Origin of the sequence: Tumidithrix elongata BACA0141 (assembly GCF_036349135.1) — a bacterium.
Taxonomy (GTDB): Bacteria; Cyanobacteriota; Cyanobacteriia; order Pseudanabaenales; family Pseudanabaenaceae; genus Tumidithrix; species Tumidithrix elongata.
On sequence record NZ_JAZBJZ010000003.1, the window covers coordinates 23,229 to 43,072 of the forward strand.

The 19,844-nt window shown below is 44.7% G+C and carries 13 protein-coding genes; all 13 read right to left on the minus strand.

Annotation, left to right across the window (positions count from 1 at the left end; genetic code table 11):
• Positions 1-166: 166 nt before the first annotated feature.
• On the minus strand, positions 167-1,153 hold the full coding sequence (locus tag V2H45_RS25500) for an acyltransferase family protein (protein WP_408648688.1): 987 nt from the start codon (positions 1,151-1,153) through the stop codon (positions 167-169).
• A gap of 743 nt (positions 1,154-1,896) precedes the next feature.
• On the minus strand, positions 1,897-2,520 hold the full coding sequence (locus tag V2H45_RS01355; protein WP_330481808.1) for a cytochrome c oxidase subunit 3: 624 nt from the start codon (positions 2,518-2,520) through the stop codon (positions 1,897-1,899).
• A gap of 90 nt (positions 2,521-2,610) precedes the next feature.
• Positions 2,611-4,278: a cytochrome c oxidase subunit I gene (gene ctaD, locus V2H45_RS01360; RefSeq protein ID WP_330481809.1), complete on the minus strand. Its 1,668-nt coding sequence runs from the start codon at positions 4,276-4,278 to the stop codon at positions 2,611-2,613.
• Between the two features lie 6 nt (positions 4,279-4,284).
• Complete coding sequence (locus V2H45_RS01365) at positions 4,285-5,325, minus strand: cytochrome c oxidase subunit II (protein ID WP_330481810.1); 1,041 nt, start codon at positions 5,323-5,325, stop codon at positions 4,285-4,287.
• 382 nt (positions 5,326-5,707) lie between these two features.
• Positions 5,708-6,550, minus strand: coding sequence for a DUF6671 family protein (locus tag V2H45_RS01370; protein ID WP_330481811.1), 843 nt, complete (start codon positions 6,548-6,550; stop codon positions 5,708-5,710).
• Between the two features lie 223 nt (positions 6,551-6,773).
• On the minus strand, positions 6,774-7,577 hold the full coding sequence (locus tag V2H45_RS01375; RefSeq protein ID WP_408648691.1) for a nitrate ABC transporter ATP-binding protein: 804 nt from the start codon (positions 7,575-7,577) through the stop codon (positions 6,774-6,776).
• Between the two features lie 170 nt (positions 7,578-7,747).
• Positions 7,748-9,751 (minus strand): ABC transporter ATP-binding/substrate-binding protein, encoded by a 2,004-nt coding sequence (locus V2H45_RS01380; RefSeq protein WP_330481813.1) that lies wholly within the window; start codon positions 9,749-9,751, stop codon positions 7,748-7,750.
• Positions 9,752-9,842: 91 nt separating this feature from the next.
• Complete coding sequence (gene ntrB / locus V2H45_RS01385; protein WP_330481814.1) at positions 9,843-10,676, minus strand: nitrate ABC transporter permease; 834 nt, start codon at positions 10,674-10,676, stop codon at positions 9,843-9,845.
• A gap of 119 nt (positions 10,677-10,795) precedes the next feature.
• The gene (locus V2H45_RS01390; RefSeq protein WP_330481815.1) at positions 10,796-12,175 is read right to left on the minus strand and encodes a CmpA/NrtA family ABC transporter substrate-binding protein; all 1,380 of its coding nucleotides are present in this window, start codon (positions 12,173-12,175) and stop codon (positions 10,796-10,798) included.
• Between the two features lie 424 nt (positions 12,176-12,599).
• A complete protein-coding gene (locus tag V2H45_RS01395) occupies positions 12,600-13,613 on the minus strand; it encodes a response regulator (protein ID WP_330481816.1) in 1,014 nt (337 codons plus the stop codon).
• Positions 13,610-15,700, minus strand: coding sequence for an ATP-binding protein (locus V2H45_RS01400; RefSeq protein ID WP_330481817.1), 2,091 nt, complete (start codon positions 15,698-15,700; stop codon positions 13,610-13,612). The genes V2H45_RS01395 and V2H45_RS01400 overlap by 4 nt, the downstream gene beginning before the upstream one ends.
• 214 nt (positions 15,701-15,914) lie before the next feature.
• Positions 15,915-16,667 (minus strand): SH3 domain-containing protein, encoded by a 753-nt coding sequence (locus tag V2H45_RS01405; protein ID WP_330481818.1) that lies wholly within the window; start codon positions 16,665-16,667, stop codon positions 15,915-15,917.
• Positions 16,668-16,854: 187 nt separating this feature from the next.
• A complete protein-coding gene (locus V2H45_RS01410) occupies positions 16,855-19,785 on the minus strand; it encodes an ATP-binding protein (RefSeq protein ID WP_330481819.1) in 2,931 nt (976 codons plus the stop codon).
• Positions 19,786-19,844 lie beyond the last annotated feature (59 nt).

The window sequence follows — 19,844 nt, forward strand, 5'->3', positions numbered from 1 at the left end:
ATAAGGGTTTTGGTGATTTGCCTCTACAGCGGCCATAATCGTTGCGCTGTAGGCATTGCGAGGAATTTATCCCATTCTACGGAACCAGTACATTCAGGATTGCTATAGATAAAAAGTTGAAATGGAGAAAAATTTATGAGGCTTCTGTTAGACACTAAAGACATTACTAGACTAGCCTTGAAAAAGGCGACCTGCGAATTAAAAACGAAGCAGCTAAGGCTAGTAGGGCTATCAAAACTACAAGTACCAAAGACGTTATATAGCTCAGTAATATATTCTCTATATGAAGCGGAAATACTGATGTTTTTTCAAGAAGGATAATGATTAAGGGGTTTAATACGAACAAAGACATACTGTGCTTTCCAAACAATGAAATTATCTTGCCTATTTGACCTTCTATTTGACTACTAGAAAATGAAACTAGCAAAGGTAACGTAAGATATGCAGCAATCAGAATAGAGAGCTTTAAATAAGGAGATGGTGTGTCATTATGAAATATACTCTCGATAGGAATTAATGCTATGGTCATCAGAAGCCATTTAGATGTATCGTGTTTGCTAACATTATGAGCCATCAAGATGCCAAGAAATGCGTATGCAATCCAATACAAAACTAACCTGTCATTGATGGTGACAAGAATCGAAGGAACGATATTAAGAAAATATGTTTGGATAATACATAGAATTGCTGTAACTGCTAGTGTCAAGGCAACTATTACTCGATTTTGTGCTAGCTTCCGAAGTAAAGGGAAGATAATAATTAACTGAAACAATACAATAAAGAAAAATTGACCACCCCATCCAGATCCTATCCAGTATGTCGTTATGATTTTAATAGGATTGGATAGTATGTTCGTGAAGTCAACCCGCAACAAGAAATATACTAAACTCCATACAAAGAATGGAATAAATAAAGATTTGAATCGCTTAAGGTAGTAATTTATCTGGTTATGTTTTTCTGATTTTATTAACGATCTTTCGGTAAAGTAACAAAACAGTATAATGAAATATGGAACTGCTATGCGTGATAGGTTGGACATAACACTATGTGGAATACCCTGAGCGCCTGACAACCAACTCCCGTGTATAAAGATTACACAGAGCATTCCGACTCCCTTGATCTGATCAATAATTAGGTTTCTCTCTGAGTTCATTCGGAATACCTTTTTGAGTAGCTGTCTATTTTGGCTTGGAAGTGGTATGAACCATTTTTAATCAAAGCTCATATTGTTTTTAAGAGATGACAGAAATTGATTTCCTGCTTTTCTTGTAGACTCTCAGAAACTAGCTAGTACTCCATCTCTAGTTAAAGGAAAGAGGGAGTAGGAACAGATGTGAGAGCATTTAGAGTTATGTTTGCTCAGTCCAGTAATCTAATTATCATCTGTCCTTAAATGCACTTTTATAGAGATACAATCTCCTGAATAATCTCCAACTCTTTCTACTTTGAGGTTATCATTTGCTCCATAATTGCACAAATGATAGCCTTACCTAATTTCTTCCATTCTTCCTTAAGAATATTGTTAAACTTAGTTTTGGTTTAAACTTGTGGTTTCTTTTCTTTGGAATTCATAAGGATCCTAAAGTTGTTAATTTGGGTAAAGTGTCATACCACCTCTCTATCATTACTCTGGGGTAATATTTGTGGATAAAACTCATCTTGAACTTGATTAGTTTTAGTTTTGGGTAAGACGTTTTTGGTCAATTGTTCTACGATGGAATGCATATTTCAAACAACAATAGGATATGGTTTTTAACTTATCCCAAACTAGTGCTAATTAACGTGAGTCTCCAACGGAGGCTCGCCTGGGGAAGACTCACGTTACTGAGGCTCAAGCTAGAAGAGTTTTAAGTAAGCAAGCTGACAAGTATTTGGTCACTGGTGCGAGCGTGGTGACTACAAGATATAGAGAATTAAGAACAGCACGATCCAAATAATGTCTACAAAGTGCCAATATATTGAGGCTGCTTCAATGCCAAAGTGCTTGGTGTCAGAATAGTGTCCTGCTTTAAGCGATCGCACCATGACTGTTGCAATTAGGGTTAATCCCACCAAGACGTGAAACCCGTGAAACCCAGTCAACACGTAAAAAGTGCTGGCGAATAGATTGCTGGTTAGCCCAAACTCCAGATGGTTATATTCATAGAGTTGACCCGCAATAAAAATTGCGCCCATGATGAAGGTGGCAAGAAACCAATTGCGGGCAGCCGCAACTTTATTATGCTTAATGGCATGGTCTGCCTGATGAATCACAAAGCTACTGGACACAAGAATGATGGTATTAATTCCAGGTAGCAAGAGTTCTAATTCGGGAGTCCCTTCAGGGGGCCAACTCGCTGCCACCGATCGAAAGGTAAGGTAGGCAACAAACAGACCGACGAATAGCATTCCTTCAGAAAACAGGAACACAAGTAGCCCAAACACCCTGAGATCGGGATGCTCAGCATGGTGAGCTTCAGCATGGGCAATCGGAGAATGATTTAGCTCAACTTGGGTTGAATCAATGGTCGATCCTTGCATGGGAATGGGGGGATAAAGTTACAGGTTGAAGTTCGGAAGGCAAGGCTGAAAGATAAGCCAGTCTTGCCTTTAGTCCTTTATGGAATCTATTTAACGACTTGGTTCGGGAATGAGGGGTAATTCGTCCTCTTCATCGTATTCATCTACGCCATAATCGTAAGGACCCGTGGTTAATACGGGTTCGCCAATCCAGTTATGGGGAATCGGTGGCGAAGAAGTCGTCCACTCTAATGTCAAGGCATCCCAAGGATTATCAGGCGCTTGAGGCCCGCGCAGCCAACTGTAGGCAGCATTGATTACAAAAGGAATCGTGGAGATTGCCAAGAGAAATGCCCCAACCGAGCAGATGATATTGATCGAGGCGAATTGCGGATCGTACTGCGCCACCCGACGAGGCATTCCCTGTAGACCTAGGATATGCATGGGGAAAAAGCAGAGATTAAACCCAACAAAGGTGAGGGCAAAGTGTACCTTGCCCCAAAACTCGTTGAGCATTCTGCCTGTCATTTTTGGGAACCAATGGTAGATGCCAGAATAAATACCAAATACACTGCCGCCAAACAGTACATAGTGAAAGTGTGCTACTACAAAATAGGTATCGTGAACGTGGATATCAATGGGGACAGAGCCGAGCATAACGCCACTCAAACCACCGACTACGAACAGCGAAATAAACCCGATCGCAAACAAAAGTGGACTGTTAAGGCGTAACTTGCCGCCCCAAAGCGTTGCCAACCAGCTAAATACCTTGATCCCCGTAGGAACTGCTACCAATAAGGTCGCCACCATAAAAAATACGCGCAGCCAATCAGGGGTGCCACTGGTAAACATGTGGTGCGCCCACACCAACAGACCTAAAACGCAAATCACCATCGATGAGTAGGCGATCGCTTTGTAACCAAAAATAGGTTTGCGCGAATGGGGAGGCAAAACCTCAGAGATAATGCCAAACACGGGCAAAACCATTACATATACAGCAGGGTGAGAATAAAACCAGAACAAATGCTGATAGACAACGGGGTTTCCACCACCTGTTGGGTTAAAGAATGCAGTGCCAACCAGCAAGTCAAACGCCAGTAAGATCATTGCCCCTGCAAGTACTGGTGTGGCAACAACGACTAAACACGAAGTTGCCAGCATCGCCCAGCAAAATAGCGGCATACTAAACAAATCCATACCAGGCATCCGCATCGCCCAAATCGTCACGACAAAATTGACCGCTGCCAAAATGGACGATGTGCCAAGGGTGATGATGCTAAAAATCCAGATTGCCTGACCGATATGTTGGTCGGTGAGAATGCTGAGGGGTGGGTAAGCTGTCCAACCCGAAGAGGAAGGTCCAAAAAAGAAGCTGCTCATTAACAATGCGCCTCCGGGGGGAATCATCCAAAAAGCGATCGCGTTTAGTTTCGGAAAAGCCATATCCCTCGCACCAATCATTAAGGGTACGAGATAGTTGCCAAATCCCCCTGTTACTGCGGGCACGATCCACAGGAAAATCATAATCGTGCCATGCATGGTAAACAGACCGTTGTACAACTCAGGGGGTAATAGGTCTGAGTCTGGGGTTGTCAGTTCTGCTCGAATTACCGATGCTAAAACACCTCCGAGCAGATAAAACGCAAAGGTAGTTACGAGGTACTGAATCCCAATGACCTTATGGTCAGTGCTAAAGCTAAAGTACTCCCAAAACGGGGTTTTTTCTGACGGTGAATGCGATTCACCAATATTGTCAGTTTTTTCAATTACTTGCGTCATAGTTGATTAGATATTGGAATCTGTGTGATGAATATGGCCTAACATTTCCGAATCAATTCCCATCTTTTTGGCAAGGACATCAGACTTTCCAGATAGATATTCGGTTTCAGTCATCTGTTGCGTATTTGTGGGTAGAGCGCGGGAAGCTACCGTGCGATCACTAGGGGCACTAGCCACTTCTTGCTGTTCTTTGAGCCAGCTATCGTACTCTTCGGGGGTATGAACCACCATCGTTGTACGCATGCCACCATGATAAGAGCCACATAACTCGGCACATACAACGGGATATTCACCGACTTGGTCGGCCGTAAATTCGATATGGGTAGGTAGACCTGGAACGGCATCTTGTTTGAGTCGTAACTGTGGAACCCAAAAAGCGTGAATCACATCGACTGCGGATAGGTTTAGCCTGATTTTGCGGTTCACAGGAATATGTAGCTCGCCGACCGCGATATCGTCAGAGTAGTTAAAAATCCAAGCAAATTGCATACCACTGACATCGATCGCCAAGGGCTCAACAGCAGAAGCGTTCAAAGCCGCAGTAGTTTCAGCCTTGGTTTCCGAAGTTTGGGCTAAGGTTGCCATCGAAGAAGGCAGTCTCTCTGCATTCATGCCTATATTGCTGGGATCGGCCATTGCCACCATCGTGCTTTGGTGTTGATGATTATGCGCCATGGGGTTATTCACCGCCGATGTTCCCTGCATGGTTGTATAGACATCGAAACTATAGATGGCAATCCACATCACCATTACGGTCGGGATCGCCGTCCAAATCAGCTCTAGGCGAAGGTTTTCATGAATAGCCGGACCGTCAGTGTTATCGCCTTTACGCTGACGAAATCTAAAGATCGAAAATATGAGTACGCCTTGAACGATTAGAAACAACCCAAATGCAATTCCAATCAGGGTTCCAAACAAACTATCGTATAGGGCAGCCTCAGGGCCTAGAGCCAAGGGTAAAAGTCCGTGATTCTGACCGTACCAAATGCTTGCTGCAACGATCAGGGCAGTCAGAATCAGTACAGAAATTATATTTTTTCTTTTCATAGCTTTCCCTATCTTGCAACGGACGAAATCTAATTGATTAAAGCAACATCTTATTTATCATGCACGCTAAGACTAAGAAGTTGGTTAAAATACCAATAAGCTTTAGGAATGTCTTTGGGATCGCATCTATAAATGTGGCATTCATGGACGCTGAGATATTAATTTCCCATGAATTTCTTAACTCACATCCAAGGCAATATAAATTTATTTCTTTATTTTTTTTTAACTTTTTCTATTGCTTGAATTTTGGAAATACTTATCGCTAAATTCTGCAAACTTCGCGTGGGGAGATCTCAAAAGTAATGCTTGCAGAGTATTCGCAATGGCGAAGGAAGAAACTGTCTTGAAAGCTGCTATGAGAGCTGTTCACAAAAGCGATACTTTATGGATTGCAAAACGAGCAGTATTGTGGGTCTGCTGTTTCTAATCCGTCGGGAAAAAGCAACTCTCGGCCGAAATTACACTTTTGACATTGATAAATTACGGCACGGGTGAGTTTGGTCGGAATGCCACAAATACGGCAGCGCAGACCCGGTTTATACTCTGCGATCGCATAGCCCGGAGCGTCACATTGCGGACAAAGGCTCTGCATCTTTTCGAGCAGATTCCAAGTGGCTTTCTCAATATTGAGCATTCTGGTGGGATTGTAATGGGCGCGCATATCCGTTTCCAGATGCAAGGGTTCGTTTGGAAAATCATGCAGACTTTGTTCTACAACTTCCCTGAGTACTTCTAGGGTGGTGATGCCTTTCACGATTTTGCGATCGCTGCCAATCGCGACCAATGCATGGGCGGGGAAGCCGACTTGTAGGGCAAATTTCTCTGCTTCTTGCCAGCTTCTTACACTTTGATGGCTGAAGTTCGTGTCTGTGGAAAAGGCTTCGCCGATAATTTCTAAGTCGTTGGCTCGATCGAGCAAGAGGAGAATTTCGCGATTGCAGGCGATCGCTGAGAAAGCAGGGTGGGGTGCGAAACTACCTTCACTGGCGATCGCTAGAGTCTCTCCTGTAAGTTCTAGCGCGGCTTCGGCTTTATGTCTGGCGGCGGCGATTTGGGTTCCCATTCTTTGAATCTCTCGGGTGAATGTCCCAAATGCATCCGTATTAAAGTTTTGCGGCAAGATCGACTGTATGCCAAATGCTTGCTCTAGAATTGGCGCAATTACCCTTTCTTTGCCATGCATCGTGGCGATCGTCGCAGTACGTCGAGCAAACACCCTTGACATGTCGAAAAACTAAGCCTTACCTATGGTCTGTGTTAGCGATCGCAACATGCGACTAGTTCCCAAATGGATTGCCTGTTGCACGAGTTGGGGAATTAGCTCGATGGCTTTAAGGGGAATTGTGATGCTCATAGTAAATTAGAGAAAGCGGCGATCGCACCAAATTAATCTTACGCGATCCTAAGCTAGTTTAGGATCGCGTTCTATCGAGCTTATCTCTAGTCAATTACTCAGTATCGTCGTGGGCAAAGCGACGATATAAATAGTCTAGAGCATAGTTACGCAATTCGTAATATTCAGGATCTTCCATAATGCGGGTGCGATTGCGCGGACGGGGAAAGTGGATATCCATGACTTCACCAATGTTTGCCGCAGGCCCATTGGTCATCATGACTAGCCGATCTGCAAGAAAGAGTGCCTCATCAATATCGTGGGTGATCATGAGTACGGTACAGCGGTAGTCGTTCCAGATTTTAAGTAGTTCTTCTTGTAATTCTTCTTTGGTGATCGCATCTAACGCGCCAAAAGGTTCGTCAAGGATCAGCACCTGCGGACGGATTGCTAAGGCACGGGCGATCGCCACCCTTTGTTTCATTCCGCCAGAGAGCTGCGTGGGCTTTTTGTCAGCAGCTTCGCTCAGACCCACCATTGCCAAGTGATCGCGCACGATTTTATCTTTTTCTGCCTTTGACTTATTGGGATAAACAGAATCTACACCCAAATAGATATTCTCAAAGGAGGTTAGCCAAGGTAGCAGGGCATAATTTTGGAATACCATCATGCGATCGGGACCTGGCTCGGAAATGCGCTTGGACTGCAATCGCACTTCTCCGTCGGTTGGCTTATTAAAGCCTGACACCATATTTAATAGGGTAGATTTGCCGCAGCCAGAGTGACCGATTAAGCAGATAAATTCACCTTCATAGACCGTGAGATTGACATCTTTGAGAACCGTATAACCCTCTGGTTGAGAAGTGGGATAGACTTTTGACACACCTTCAATGGTCAAAAAAGGTTCACGATTTTCCATAGGCTTTGTGGCTTTGTCTGTGGTTTGGATTGGCTGAACTGCTTGCATAATTCTTAAAAACTCATGTTAAATGGATAATCTTAGAGACCCCTCCCCTAGCCCCTCTCCTGCAAGGAGAGGGGGACAAGAAAAACGCTTTCTCATTATTGGGGAGAATCTGGGAGAGGTTCCTAGGCAACTTTGACTCTGGGTGTGTCAATAATGACATCGGCAATGTGAATGTCGCTCTTGATTTCTAGGCTATTGAGATACCCGATCGGATCGTCAGTATTGAAAATACTGCCATCAAATAGCTGAATGGGTGGGCGTTTGTAGCCAACTTCCAGCATTCCCAGTTCTCTCGCTGCAGTACTAAAAGCAGAAACACTACAGATTCTCTCTAGGATCTCGACCCAATTGCGTGGGAATGGAACCGTTGCCCATCGTGCCATCTGAGTCATGATCCAGAGTTGCTCGGTACGGCTGGGGCGATTGAGTCCGACTCCATAAAACTGATGGTGTGCGTACTGTCTGAGGGGTTGGTCTATAGAGCAAGTATAGAGGTCGGGACTGCCAATATTGATATATTCAGGATCGGTATCGACATATTCGGGACGGCAGAGAACCTGACGAATTTCTTCGGCATTGTTGTCATCCGCACAATATTCGCAGGCTTCCAGTAAGGCTTTAATCAGAGCTAAATGGGTATTGGGATAGGCCAATGCCCACTCTTCTCTCACGCCCAAAACCTTACCAGGATGTCCCAGCCAGATTTCTAAATCCGTAGCGATCGTGTAGCCAATACCTTCCGTGGCAGCGCGGATATTCCAAGGTTCGCCGACGCAGTAACCATCAATATTGCCTGCCTTGAGGTTGGCTACCATTTGAGCGGGTGGAATTGTGGTGAGGCTAACGTCGCGATCGGGGTGAATGCCACCAGCCGCCAACCAGTAGCGTAATAGCAAGTTATGCAAAGAGGATGGATGCACCATGCCTAGGGTGTGAACGCGATCGCTTGTCTCCAATAAAGACTGTTTGAAATCACTTAATGTAAACACCCCTCGATCGAAAAACTGCTTGCCGAGCGTAATGCCATTGCCATTGCGCGTCAGAGTCAGCGAAGTCGTCATCGGTATGGGCTTGCCATCCCTACCGCCAAGGGTTAACCATAACGGCATTCCAGCGGGAACCTGTGCTGCATCAAGATAGGAATTCGCTAGACCATCTGTAATACCGCGCCAACTAGGTTCGCGCACTAAGGTGACTTCATCTAAGCCATGTTTGGCAAAAAATCCCTTTTCCTTGGCGATCGCTAAGGGCGCACAGGCAGTCAGGGGCACAAAGCCAATTTCGAGGTTGACTTTCTCCAAGCCGTATCGGCTGGTAACGGTTTTGCTTCTAGCCTTAAATTTTTTGTCCTTCTTTTGTTGGTTGAGAAAGTAGATAATCTCGCTGCGCATACTGTAGTAGCTGGGATGATTCACGACTTCCAAGCGATGGCGCGGACGGGGAATATTGACTTCCATAATTTGTCCGATCTTGGATTCGGGCCCATTGGTCAACATGACGACGCGATCGCTGAGTAACAACGCTTCATCTACGTCGTGGGTTACCATAATTGCGGTGACATGGCTCTCTTCGCAGATTTCCATGAGTTTCTCTTGCAGGTTGCCTCTAGTCAGGGCATCCAATGCGCCAAAAGGCTCATCTAGCAGCAATAACTTGGGACGAATGGACAAGGCACGGGCGATCGCCACCCTTTGTTTCATCCCCCCTGAGAGCTGTCCGGGTGGTTTGTCGGCAGCATGGCTCAACCCCACCATATTGATGTTATGCTCGATGATGCTATCTTGCTCGGCTTTAGGGAGATGTCCCAAGACCTGTTCTACGGCGAGGGCAATATTTTGACGTACCGTGAGCCAAGGCAAAAGGGAATAGTTTTGAAATACCACCATGCGATCGGGACCTGGGCTGCTAATCCGTTCTTCTTCTAGCATGACAATCCCTTCGGTGGGCAAGTCCAAACCCGCGACCATATTGAGGAGTGTAGATTTGCCACAACCAGAGTGACCGATCAGGGAGATAAATTCGCCTTTCTTAATTTCGAGGCTGATATCCTTAAGGGCAACGTAAGTGCCTCCATTCGAGAGTGAAAAAACTTTATCGATGCGATCGACAGAAACAAATTCAGGCATAGGTTTATGGAATGTAGAGTGATTATTCTGGATGTCCCTCCCCTTGCCAAGGGGAGGTTGGGTGGGGTCAGCGAGCGAAGTCAAACCGAGCCTATTGCTCCTTCGCGATCAGCGTTTGCAATTTCGCCATCAGTTTGTCGAGAATCAAACCGACTGCACCAATGTAGAACAGCGCTAAAATCACTTCGCTTACGTTTCCATTCGTGTAGGCGTTCCAAATAAAGAAGCCGATACCGACAATTCCTGACATCACGATTTCCGCCGCAATAATCGCCAGCCAAGCCAAACCGATCGCAATTCTCAAGCCCGTAAAGATATAAGGGAGCGCTGATGGGATTAAAATCTTAAAGAAGAACTTGGCACGCGAGAGCTTTAAAACTCTAGAAACGTTGCGGTAGTCCTGCGGAATTTGCTGTACGCCTACGGCTGTATTGATTAAAATCGGCCAGATTGCCGTAATGAAAATTACGAATAGTGCTGCGGGTTCGTTTTTTTGGAGAGCGGCAAGGGCGATCGGAACCCATGCTAGCGGTGGTACTGTACGCAAAAACTGGAAAATCGGATCGAGGGCACGGGACATGACTTTACTAGTTCCCACGAGAATCCCCAAACTGATGCCGACGATCGCAGCTAGGGTATAACCCATTGCTACCCGTTGCAGACTGGCGAGTACCTGCCAAAACAGACCTTTGTCCGTACCGCCCTTGTCATAGAAAGGATAGAGAATCAAAATCCAGGTTTGTTGTACGACTTTGATCGGACCTGGTAATATCGCGCCGGGAAGCATGGTGAATAGCTGCCAAATCACCAAGAAAATTGCGATCGCCACCAGAGGAGGAACAATATTTGGTAACAACTTTTGAAGTTGCGCTGTCACTACATTGGCGAAAGAATTGCTTTTGGGGCGGCGCTGAATTGCAGTCATAGAATCCTCTAATGTTCGTATGTTTGTAAAAGCGGAAAATGTAGGGAGATGAAGCTAGGTAATGCCACGCTTATAATTCTTGTCCCCCTCTCCGTTTTGGAGAGGGGCTAGGGGAGAGGTCAAACGCTCACTTTTTTGATTTTCAAACTCTTGAGATAAGCTTTCGGGTCTTCGGGATTAAACTCAATGCCATCAAAGAACTTCTCTATGCCTCTAGAAGTACTAGTGGGAATGTCTGCGGCTGGAATTCCTGCCTCTTTTGCGGCTTCTTTCCAAATATCCTCACGATTCACTTTGTCGATTAGAGCCTTAGCGTTATCGAGGGTTTCGGGTGGTAAAAATCCCCAGCGTACGCTTTCAGTTAAGAACCAGAGATCGTGACTCTTATAGGGATAGGAAACACTGCCTCTCTCATCTTTCCAGTAGAGGGCTGCCATCGACTTATCATCGATCGTACGACCATCACCCATATCGTATTTGCCCATATATGGCGGGAATAAAACATCAAATGGTACGCCGAAGTATTCACGTCTTGCCAAAATCTCTGACATTTCCTTACGGTTATCGAAGTTGTCGCACCATTGCTGCGCTTCCATAATTCCCTTCAAAATTGCTTTTGTGGCTTTGGGATTTTTGTTTACCCAGTCACTGCGGATGGCTAAATATTCTTCAGGATGGTTTTTCCAAATCTCAGCGGTCAGGGCTGATAAGAAACCGATTTTATCTGCCACGATGCGATAGGGCCATGGATCGCCCGTACTGAAAGCATCCATCGTACCCGTTTTCATGTTTGCCACGGTCTGAGCTGATGGAACAGTCGCGAGTTCGACATCCGCATCGGGATTGATGCCACCCGCTGCTAACCAGTAGCGAATCCAAAAATCTTGATTGACCTCAGGGAAGGTGTAGGCAGCTTTAAATTTGGCATTATCTGCCTTAAGTTTGTCAAACAATGACTTGGTTCCATCTAATTTCAAACCAATATTTTTGCCCTTATGTTTGCCCGCGATCGCAATACCATTGCCTTGCGTATTCAACTGAAGGAGTACGTACATGGGAATCTCTTTATTCCCCTTCGTAATTTTTCCTGTGGAAATCAGGTAGGGCATGGGCATCTGCCACTGACCGCCATCGATACCACCACCCGCAGCACCAATTTCGACATTATCTCTAGCTGCGCCCCAACTTGCCTGTTTGGATACCTCTACGCCAGTCATGCCGTACTTGGCAAAAAAACCCTTCTCTTTAGCGATGATTAAAGGTGCAGATTCGATAATTGGGATATATCCCAATTTTACTGTGGTTGTCTCTAGTCCCTCGCTAGAGCCAGGATTTGCCGCAGTTGTCGATCCTGTCTGAGTTGGAGTAGTTCCTTGCTTAGGTGCACTCGCGTCTGGTGGATTGCCAAGGCATCCATTTAGGAGTACAGAACTTGTTGCTGCTGCTCCCGCAACGGTGAAGAACTTGCGCCGAGAAATCTGATAAAAATTTTTTGTCATAGTATCTCCTTTAACACCCATCATTCCCATAGTCGATAAGCCATGAGCGATGAGAGGTGAATTTTTATATGTAATTTAAGTTGCTCGAAAACCATGTATTAATCAAAAGGAGGTTATTCCTAATGACTAACTGTGAATCAGTTACCAAATTTTTCGCAAACAACGAAAGAGGTATTTCTATGCTTGCGATAGAGTAATCATATGATCAAAATGCATAGAAAGAAATCAATATTTTTTATGTTTTACATAGATTTTTGTCTATGATAAATTTTGCAACATCCACAAGAGTTCAAGCATTTCTTCCATGGATAACTTCGCATTATTGTCCTAGAATCCCTAGGCAAGATTGGAATTTGAGTTGTTTATGCGGCGAAGAGAAATTTAGAAATCCTTTCAGTGAAGAGCGAACCGAGCGCAACCCAAGTCAAGATGCATTGTTAAATCGGGCGGCGAACCAAGCTGTACAGCTTTTGGCACTGACACGCACAAGTTTTATTTTGACTCGAATTAAGTCACTCAGTTTCTGAAGTTCTAGATCTGGAATTTCAATTGGACAGCCGAGATAGTAATATCCCTGCCAAAGTAGAAGCGGAATCAAAGCCGGTAGATGCCGTATACCTTTAAATTCTTTGGTGAATCGGGTGCTAATTTCTGCATCAATTAAGTTGAGTGCGACATTTCCCTTAGGATCGACAAGCGTAGCGATCGCTTGTTCTAAGGTGATCTTATTTTGTAGCAGTTCTCGCCAAGGGTTTATAATTCCAGTTGTGTCAATTTCTATGGCAGGCTGCTTTGGTTTAGGGTTCTCTACCACATCTCCCAAAATTTCCTGCTGGATCTCTTTAAGATTTTGCTCTAGGGACGCTAAAAGCTCCCAATAACTAGCAGCAAGCTGAGGCTTAATCTGCGAGATGGTATCGAAACTTTGAGTAAACTTCTCTCTTAATAGCTTAGGATTTCCAATGGAACTACCCGTTGAGGATGCTAGCGTAGGAGAAGCTTCTGTCTGTAAAGAGGAATTTTGGGCAATTAGGGTCTTTCTAAGACTATCGATCGCTAAGTGGGTTCTGACTCTGGCTAGTACCTCTTCGCCATCAATCGGTTTGGTCAGATAGTCGATCGCACCAACCGAGAAGCCCTCTAATTTATTGGAAGTATCAGAGAGTGCTGTCATAAAAATGACGGGAATGTCTTGAGTCTCAGGATTTGCCTTAATGCGACGGCAGGTTTCAAAGCCATCGATGCCTGGAGGCATCATCACATCCAACAAAATCATATCGGGTTGGACGCGTTGAAGCTGTTTAATTGCTAATTCTCCACGATCGGCAACCAGCACTTTAAACCCATCTGCTTTGAGTAAATCGACAAGTACGCTTAGGTTGGTGGGATTATCATCCACTGCCAAAATTGTGCCACTAGATTGTTTTGGTTCTGTCATGATGCTTTTGCCTCCATCTGGGCGTTGAGATAGTCTAAAATTTTACGAAGTTGGAATCCTTTAGCAGATTTAATAATTTCCCCTGCAAACAGTTGCAGTCTCCGATCGGATTTTTCTAAATTTTCGGCACGCTCCTGTAGTAGTTCTAGATCGCCCATTTCTGCAAGTTCCAGTAGTTCCTGCATGACTCGATCTGGAGGTAACACTAAATTTGCGGGTACAGAACTTGCCATGGCGGGTTTAGCCGCGATCGCTGGAGTAGCTCTCTCATCTCGGTATTCCCACTCTATGCCCAGATGGGTTTGTAGCGCATCCATTAAGGTCTTCATCGTGACTGGTTTGGGAATAAAATCATTGCAACCAGCGGCTATACTCTTTTGGCGATCGCTTTCAAATACATCCCCTGAGATTGTAATTACGACCGTCTCTTTAAATCTAGGCGTCTGACGTAGTTTACGGGTAACCGCGCAGCCATCCCCATTGGGCATATTCAAATCTAGTAAGAGGGCATCAGGGAGACTCGCCGCTGTTTTTCGCAAGCTATCAATGCCATCGACGGCTTCGATCGTTTCAAATCCAAGTGGCGAAAGCATATCTACTAGAACTGAACGGTCTGATGGTTTGGCATCTGCCACCACAATTTTGCGTTTCTTCCCTTTGTAGCCAATGATGTCAAGCAGCCTTCTCTGCATCTGAGCTGTATTTTCCGAATTCGCGGCAGCAGGTAAATCGATTTCTAGCCAAAACGTACTCCCTTGCCCGAGGGTACTGGTTACCTGTAGCGCTCCTCCCATCATTTCGACAAGCCGCTTGCTAATCGGTAAACCTAGTCCTGTACCTGAATGCATTTTTGCCTTATCACCCACCTGTTCAAACGATTGGAACACCTTGGGTAAGTCCTCAGGTGCAATGCCCACGCCACTGTCTATGACATCAAAGCGTATTCTATTGTTGCCCGTACTTTGAACCACCAGCGTGACAGTACCTCTGTCCGTAAACTTGACGGCATTACCCAGCAGGTTAAACAAAATTTGCCGCAGCCGTTTATCATCTCCTTTCACAATTTCTGGAATTTGTCCAATCGGCTTATAGAGAATCTCTACGTCTTTGCTACTTGCTTGGATGGTAAAAATATCAATCAGACTCTTGAGGAACTCGGCTAAGTCAAACTCAGTCGGATGAAGTTCTAATTTATCGGCTTCAATTTTAGAGAGATCGAGAATGTCATTGATTAAAGTCAGGAGATGTTGTCCGCTACGCTGGATAATCTCTAAGCCATCTTGGTGCTTTTCTGGGTCTTTACTACGCTTCAGGATTTGGGCATAGCCGAGAATTCCATTCAAAGGAGTTCGCAGTTCGTGGCTCATATTGGCAAGAAACTGACTTTTGGCTTTATTCGCACTCTCTGCTGCGACCTTGGCAACTTCTAGCTCCGCTGTACGTTCTCGTACGAGTTTTTCTAAATTCTGATTAAATGATTTGAGTTGGGTATTGAGCTTTGCCAGCTCTTGACGGCTTTCAGCAAGATGAATCACCCCACTGTAAGCTCGTAGGCTAGAAATTAGGGCTGTGAATAGTTTCTGTTCGGTTAGCTCTGTTTTTGATTTGTAGTCATTAATGTCATAGTTCACAATTACCGAGGATTCTGGAAAGTCCCCTGGCTGACCTGTCCGCAGGATAATTCGTACTAAGTGATTTTTCAAGACTTCACGGATATGTTTGACGGCTCGCAACCCCGCATCATTGGTTTCCATCACCACATCTTGAAGGATGGCGGCGATGTCAGGTTGCTGCTCCATAACTTTAATACCCTCCGAACCAGAGAAGGCTGAAACGATCTCTAGTCCTTTGCCCGCAAACTTAAAGCCGTCTAATGCCAGTTTTGTGACTGCATGTACAGAGCGATCGTCATCGCAGATCAAAACTTTCCATTTCGATCCCCGCTGCAATGACGGAATTGCTGCACGATCTTCAGGCGATCGATCCTGAATATCAAGATTAGAAGATTTCTCATCTTCCTCATCTACAAAAGTTAACTCCTCATCTTCTTCTGTGAAAACTAGTTCATCATTATCTGTAGACACCATCGATCGCCCCGTTTTGCTGCTATATTCTAAGATTTATCTTAGCTTTATTTCTTAAGCTCATCTTACTCTTAAATCTTTAAATATGGGCAAATTTAAAGAGAAAAATACCATAAAAAAGCGATTAAATTTTAATCTAGCTTAATCCCTAGATTTTTTAACGAAAATCATGCATTTACATAACTTCTTTCTTATGTTGATTTTGGATGTATTTTATTTAATCGCCTACAAGAAAAGATACCATCTTCCATTCACCCTCAAATTTTTCGAAGGAAGCACGATAACCAAGTTCAGAATATGCATAACGGGAGCGAACGAATCCAGATCGTCCATTCGATAAAGTTATACCGATCCAACCATTTTTGCGTTCTTCCCTTAGATACGAATTTTTGTCCGTTAAGGGAGTCTTTTTTACGGCTTCGTTAGAAAGAGCTGCAATTACTGCACTCTGAGCATTTGGGTGCTCGTAAACGCTAATATTTTCACCGACGATCGCCACAGCATAATTGTCATGCAACACTAGGAATACATTTGGACAAATCCAGTAGTTTGTATTCTCTGCACAGCCAATTGCCATTGCTTTCTCTATATTTGCCCAAAATTCAGCATTTGGATCGTCAATCTGTAGATCGTCAAAGGTTAACCTAGTCGGACGATCGGCTTCTAATAATCGAATCTTAGGATCGGAGATAGCGCGAATAAATTTGGCATCACGATCGCGGATTGCCTGCCGCAAGCGATCGCGAAACAGAAAGAAATCGCTATCTGAAACTACGCGATCGCGAAGATCCAAAGGATATCGTTTTATAGGATTTGTATGTGGAGGGGAGGTTAAATCAGCAATCATGGAGGGCAATTCTGCAACAGCGCTGATTTGACTTATCGCTCTCGCATTCATGATGGCATTGGGGACAGAAAGTGCCAGCACAAAAGTAAGTAAGTAATCCTTGAGCCCGATCAACTGAAACATGGGTTTAATATAGCAATCCTAAAGGAGTTGTAATTAATTTAGTAGCGCAGACATCTTGCCTGCAGGGGCTAAAAGCCCATACTACGTTCATTAACGATTAAGGAGGGCTGTAGCAGTGCAGTCAAATTAGTGTAGTCAAAATATTATACAATAATAATGAATAATTTATGAATATGGGCTATGGGATCTATATCTTCCTTTCTTCTAACTCTAGCTTTAGGGGCAAGGCGATCGTAAATTTTGTGCCTACACCAATTTCGCTTTCACAGACAATGGTTCCCTTCAGATTCTGCGTTACAAGATTGTAGATAATATGTAAGCCAAGCCCACTGCCTCCTCTATCTCTGGCGGTGGTGAAAAACGGCTCAAAAATTTTGGCTAAACTTTCGGCTGGAATCCCTTTGCCATCATCAGAATAAGTAATCAGGACATTGTCCTCTTGTTGGGTCAGATCGAAACGCAACTGCCCTACCTTATCAATGCCGTGATAGGCATGCGTCAGAGAATTCATCACTAAATTGGTGACAATTTGCGAAAATGCCCCTGGGTAGCTCCGCATCACAATTTCAGCATCCCCATGTACGCTAACTTTATGCGGTGTATGTTTGAGTTGAGGTTCCAGACTAATTAGAACCCCTTCGATATATTGTTTGACGGCAAAGGTACGCTGTTCTAAACTCGCCTGATCGACAGCAACTTGCTTAAAGTTCTGAATCAGTTCCGCAGCACGTTGTAAGTTCGCTAATAGAATTTCACAACTACTTTTGGCTTTTTCTAAATAGGCCTGCAAGCTGGATTTCTTGAGTTCGCCGCGATCGAAAGATTCCTTAAACTTCCGAGTAGCATTGTCAAGAATGGAAGCTGCCATTAAACTACTGCCAACAGGAGTATTCACTTCATGGGCGATGCCTGCCACCATGCCTCCCAGCGCAGCATTCTTTTCTGACTCTACCAGTTGCTTTTGGGTATTCTTTAGTTCCTCTAAAGCACTCGCTAACTCGGCATTCTTTTTGTATAAAGCCGCTTCTGCTTGTTTGCGATCGCTGATATCGCGAACCATAAACAGTACTTCGTTTTGACCGCTAACCACGATGCGAACTTCCTCATCTTGCAACTTGCCATTGACAAGGACTTGCTGCTCGTAAATCTGAATTTTCCCCGTGATCAGGGCTTGATGCATGTGAAAGAGATGGCGATCGCAGATTTCCTCAGGCAGAAATTGCGAAATATGTTTCCCCACAGGATCGAAATCTGAAGGCAATAGATCGATGGTATTATCAGAATAAATATACCCTAGGTAAATGCCATCGCCAGTGACATTGAACATCAAATCGGGGATTGCTGAAAGAATTGCATGACTGCGGGCTTCGCTCTTAGTGAGAGATAGTTCTACGGCTCTGCGTTCGGTAATTTCTTTCTCTAATTCTACCGTGCGCTCTGCAACCTGTTGCTCAAGGGTATGGTTGTAGTCTTCGCGTAGTTTCTCAGCTTGTTTGCGTTCGGTGATGTCCTGAAAGACCACGATCGCATGGGTAATATTTCCCGCCTCGTCATAAATGGGCGTTCCCTGTACTTCCAATGGAATTACTTGATTTTGGCGACGCAGTTCGATGTTGTCTGTGGCAATGCTTTTCCCTTGTAAAGCCTGAGATAGGGGGGCAATCTCTTCGGGATAAGGTTCTGTAGTGCCAGCCAAATAGAACTGATAACTTGCTGAAGCTGGATTGCTGCGATCGATATCCTGTCCGAACAATAACTGTCCCGCTTGATTGATGTAATCGGGTTCGCCCTGTGGGTTGACAATTAAAATCCCTACGGGCATAGCATCAAGGAATTGCTTGAGCTGGGTTTCGCGATCGCGTAAAGAGACAAAAGACTGATGGATGCACTCTGCCATCCTATTGAACGATTGCGCGAGTTCTCCCACTTCGTCACGACGACGGATATCAACCCTTGTATGCTCATCGTTCTCTGCGAGAGATTTGGCAGCTACATTCAGATCGGCGATCGGCTTCACAATCCAACCAGCAGCGACAATCCCAATGAGAACTGCCACCGCGATCGCCAATGAGCTAAGTAGAATCGTGGTTTGAGTATTTGCATGAATGCGATCTAAAAAATCAGATTCGGGAATTACTAGGACAATCAGCCAGTCTAAATTGCGACCGTCTTTAAAGGGTAATACTTGGACAAATTGGCGTTGGTTGTTCCAAACAAAGTCGAGTTGTTGATTTTCGTTGATGCGCTGCAGATCGTTACCAAAGCGATCGCGAAGGTAGGTCGCCGTTGAGCGGATCGGGAGATTTTGACTTTCCGTTGCTGACAAGCGCTTAAAGTTTGGTTCGCTGCCAATGGTTGGTGATTCCCCCGTTGAAGTTGCTACCAGCAAACCAGAGCGTTCCATAATAAACGCATGACCAGTCTTTCCCAATTTTAGCGTGATTAAAAACTGACTGACTTCCTTCGGTAAAAAGAAATCCACGGCACAGACCCCAACCAAGGCACCATTTTGGGGATTGAAGGCTGGTGTTGCCCCTGTGATGGTTGGTAGTTGCGTATTGGTATCTAAATAGATGTCGCTCCAAGTTGTTTTCCCCTCAGCCTTCACCGCTTTATACCAAGGACGAACGCGAGGGTCGTAGGGCTTATCGCTGACTTTAGTCAATTGGGCACGGTTTCCCGTTGCATCTAAACTGTAGTAGGAACGCAGGAACTTTGTGCTTGGACTCCCCGTAACAAGTCGGAGCGAGCGATCGTCAGCAAGTTTCCCTACCCCTAGAAATTCCCCTTGTTCGCTCCCGCAATAGACATAGCTGATTGCGGGAAACAGTTGCATTTGCTGCCAAAAGAAATTCACTCCTTTGGCTTTCAAGAGGTCAATTTCTCCCTTGGCTAGGGCATTGGCATTCAAATCATTAATTCTATGGGGAATGGTGACATAGGTTTTGAGCTTATCGTCTATGCGGATCGATAGCTCTTCCCGCAGTTGATTGGCAACATCGTTTACAGCTTGCTCGCCATTCTTGAGCGAAAGATAGCTGACGAGTCCGACGACACCCACCGTTTGGATCGTAAATAAAAAGACGAGTACAGTACGGATGCCGATCTTTTTGAACATATTCGCGATCGCTCAGGAAAATTTCGATCTCTCTATACTTAATACAAGCAGTTTACATT

Bases quoted from the DNA above. Each gene is read 5' to 3' on its own strand.
- V2H45_RS25500 (WP_408648688.1), bottom strand. From the start codon at position 1,153: ATGAACTCAGAGAGAAACCTAATTATTGATCAGATCAAGGGAGTCGGA.
- V2H45_RS01355 (WP_330481808.1), bottom strand. From the start codon at position 2,520: ATGCAAGGATCGACCATTGATTCAACCCAAGTTGAGCTAAATCATTCT.
- ctaD (WP_330481809.1), bottom strand. From the start codon at position 4,278: ATGACGCAAGTAATTGAAAAAACTGACAATATTGGTGAATCGCATTCA.
- V2H45_RS01365 (WP_330481810.1), bottom strand. From the start codon at position 5,325: ATGAAAAGAAAAAATATAATTTCTGTACTGATTCTGACTGCCCTGATC.
- V2H45_RS01370 (WP_330481811.1), bottom strand. From the start codon at position 6,550: ATGTCAAGGGTGTTTGCTCGACGTACTGCGACGATCGCCACGATGCAT.
- V2H45_RS01375 (WP_408648691.1), bottom strand. From the start codon at position 7,577: ATGGAAAATCGTGAACCTTTTTTGACCATTGAAGGTGTGTCAAAAGTC.
- V2H45_RS01380 (WP_330481813.1), bottom strand. From the start codon at position 9,751: ATGCCTGAATTTGTTTCTGTCGATCGCATCGATAAAGTTTTTTCACTC.
- ntrB (WP_330481814.1), bottom strand. From the start codon at position 10,676: ATGACTGCAATTCAGCGCCGCCCCAAAAGCAATTCTTTCGCCAATGTA.
- V2H45_RS01390 (WP_330481815.1), bottom strand. From the start codon at position 12,175: ATGACAAAAAATTTTTATCAGATTTCTCGGCGCAAGTTCTTCACCGTT.
- V2H45_RS01395 (WP_330481816.1), bottom strand. From the start codon at position 13,613: ATGACAGAACCAAAACAATCTAGTGGCACAATTTTGGCAGTGGATGAT.
- V2H45_RS01400 (WP_330481817.1), bottom strand. From the start codon at position 15,700: ATGGTGTCTACAGATAATGATGAACTAGTTTTCACAGAAGAAGATGAG.
- V2H45_RS01405 (WP_330481818.1), bottom strand. From the start codon at position 16,667: ATGTTTCAGTTGATCGGGCTCAAGGATTACTTACTTACTTTTGTGCTG.
- V2H45_RS01410 (WP_330481819.1), bottom strand. From the start codon at position 19,785: ATGTTCAAAAAGATCGGCATCCGTACTGTACTCGTCTTTTTATTTACG.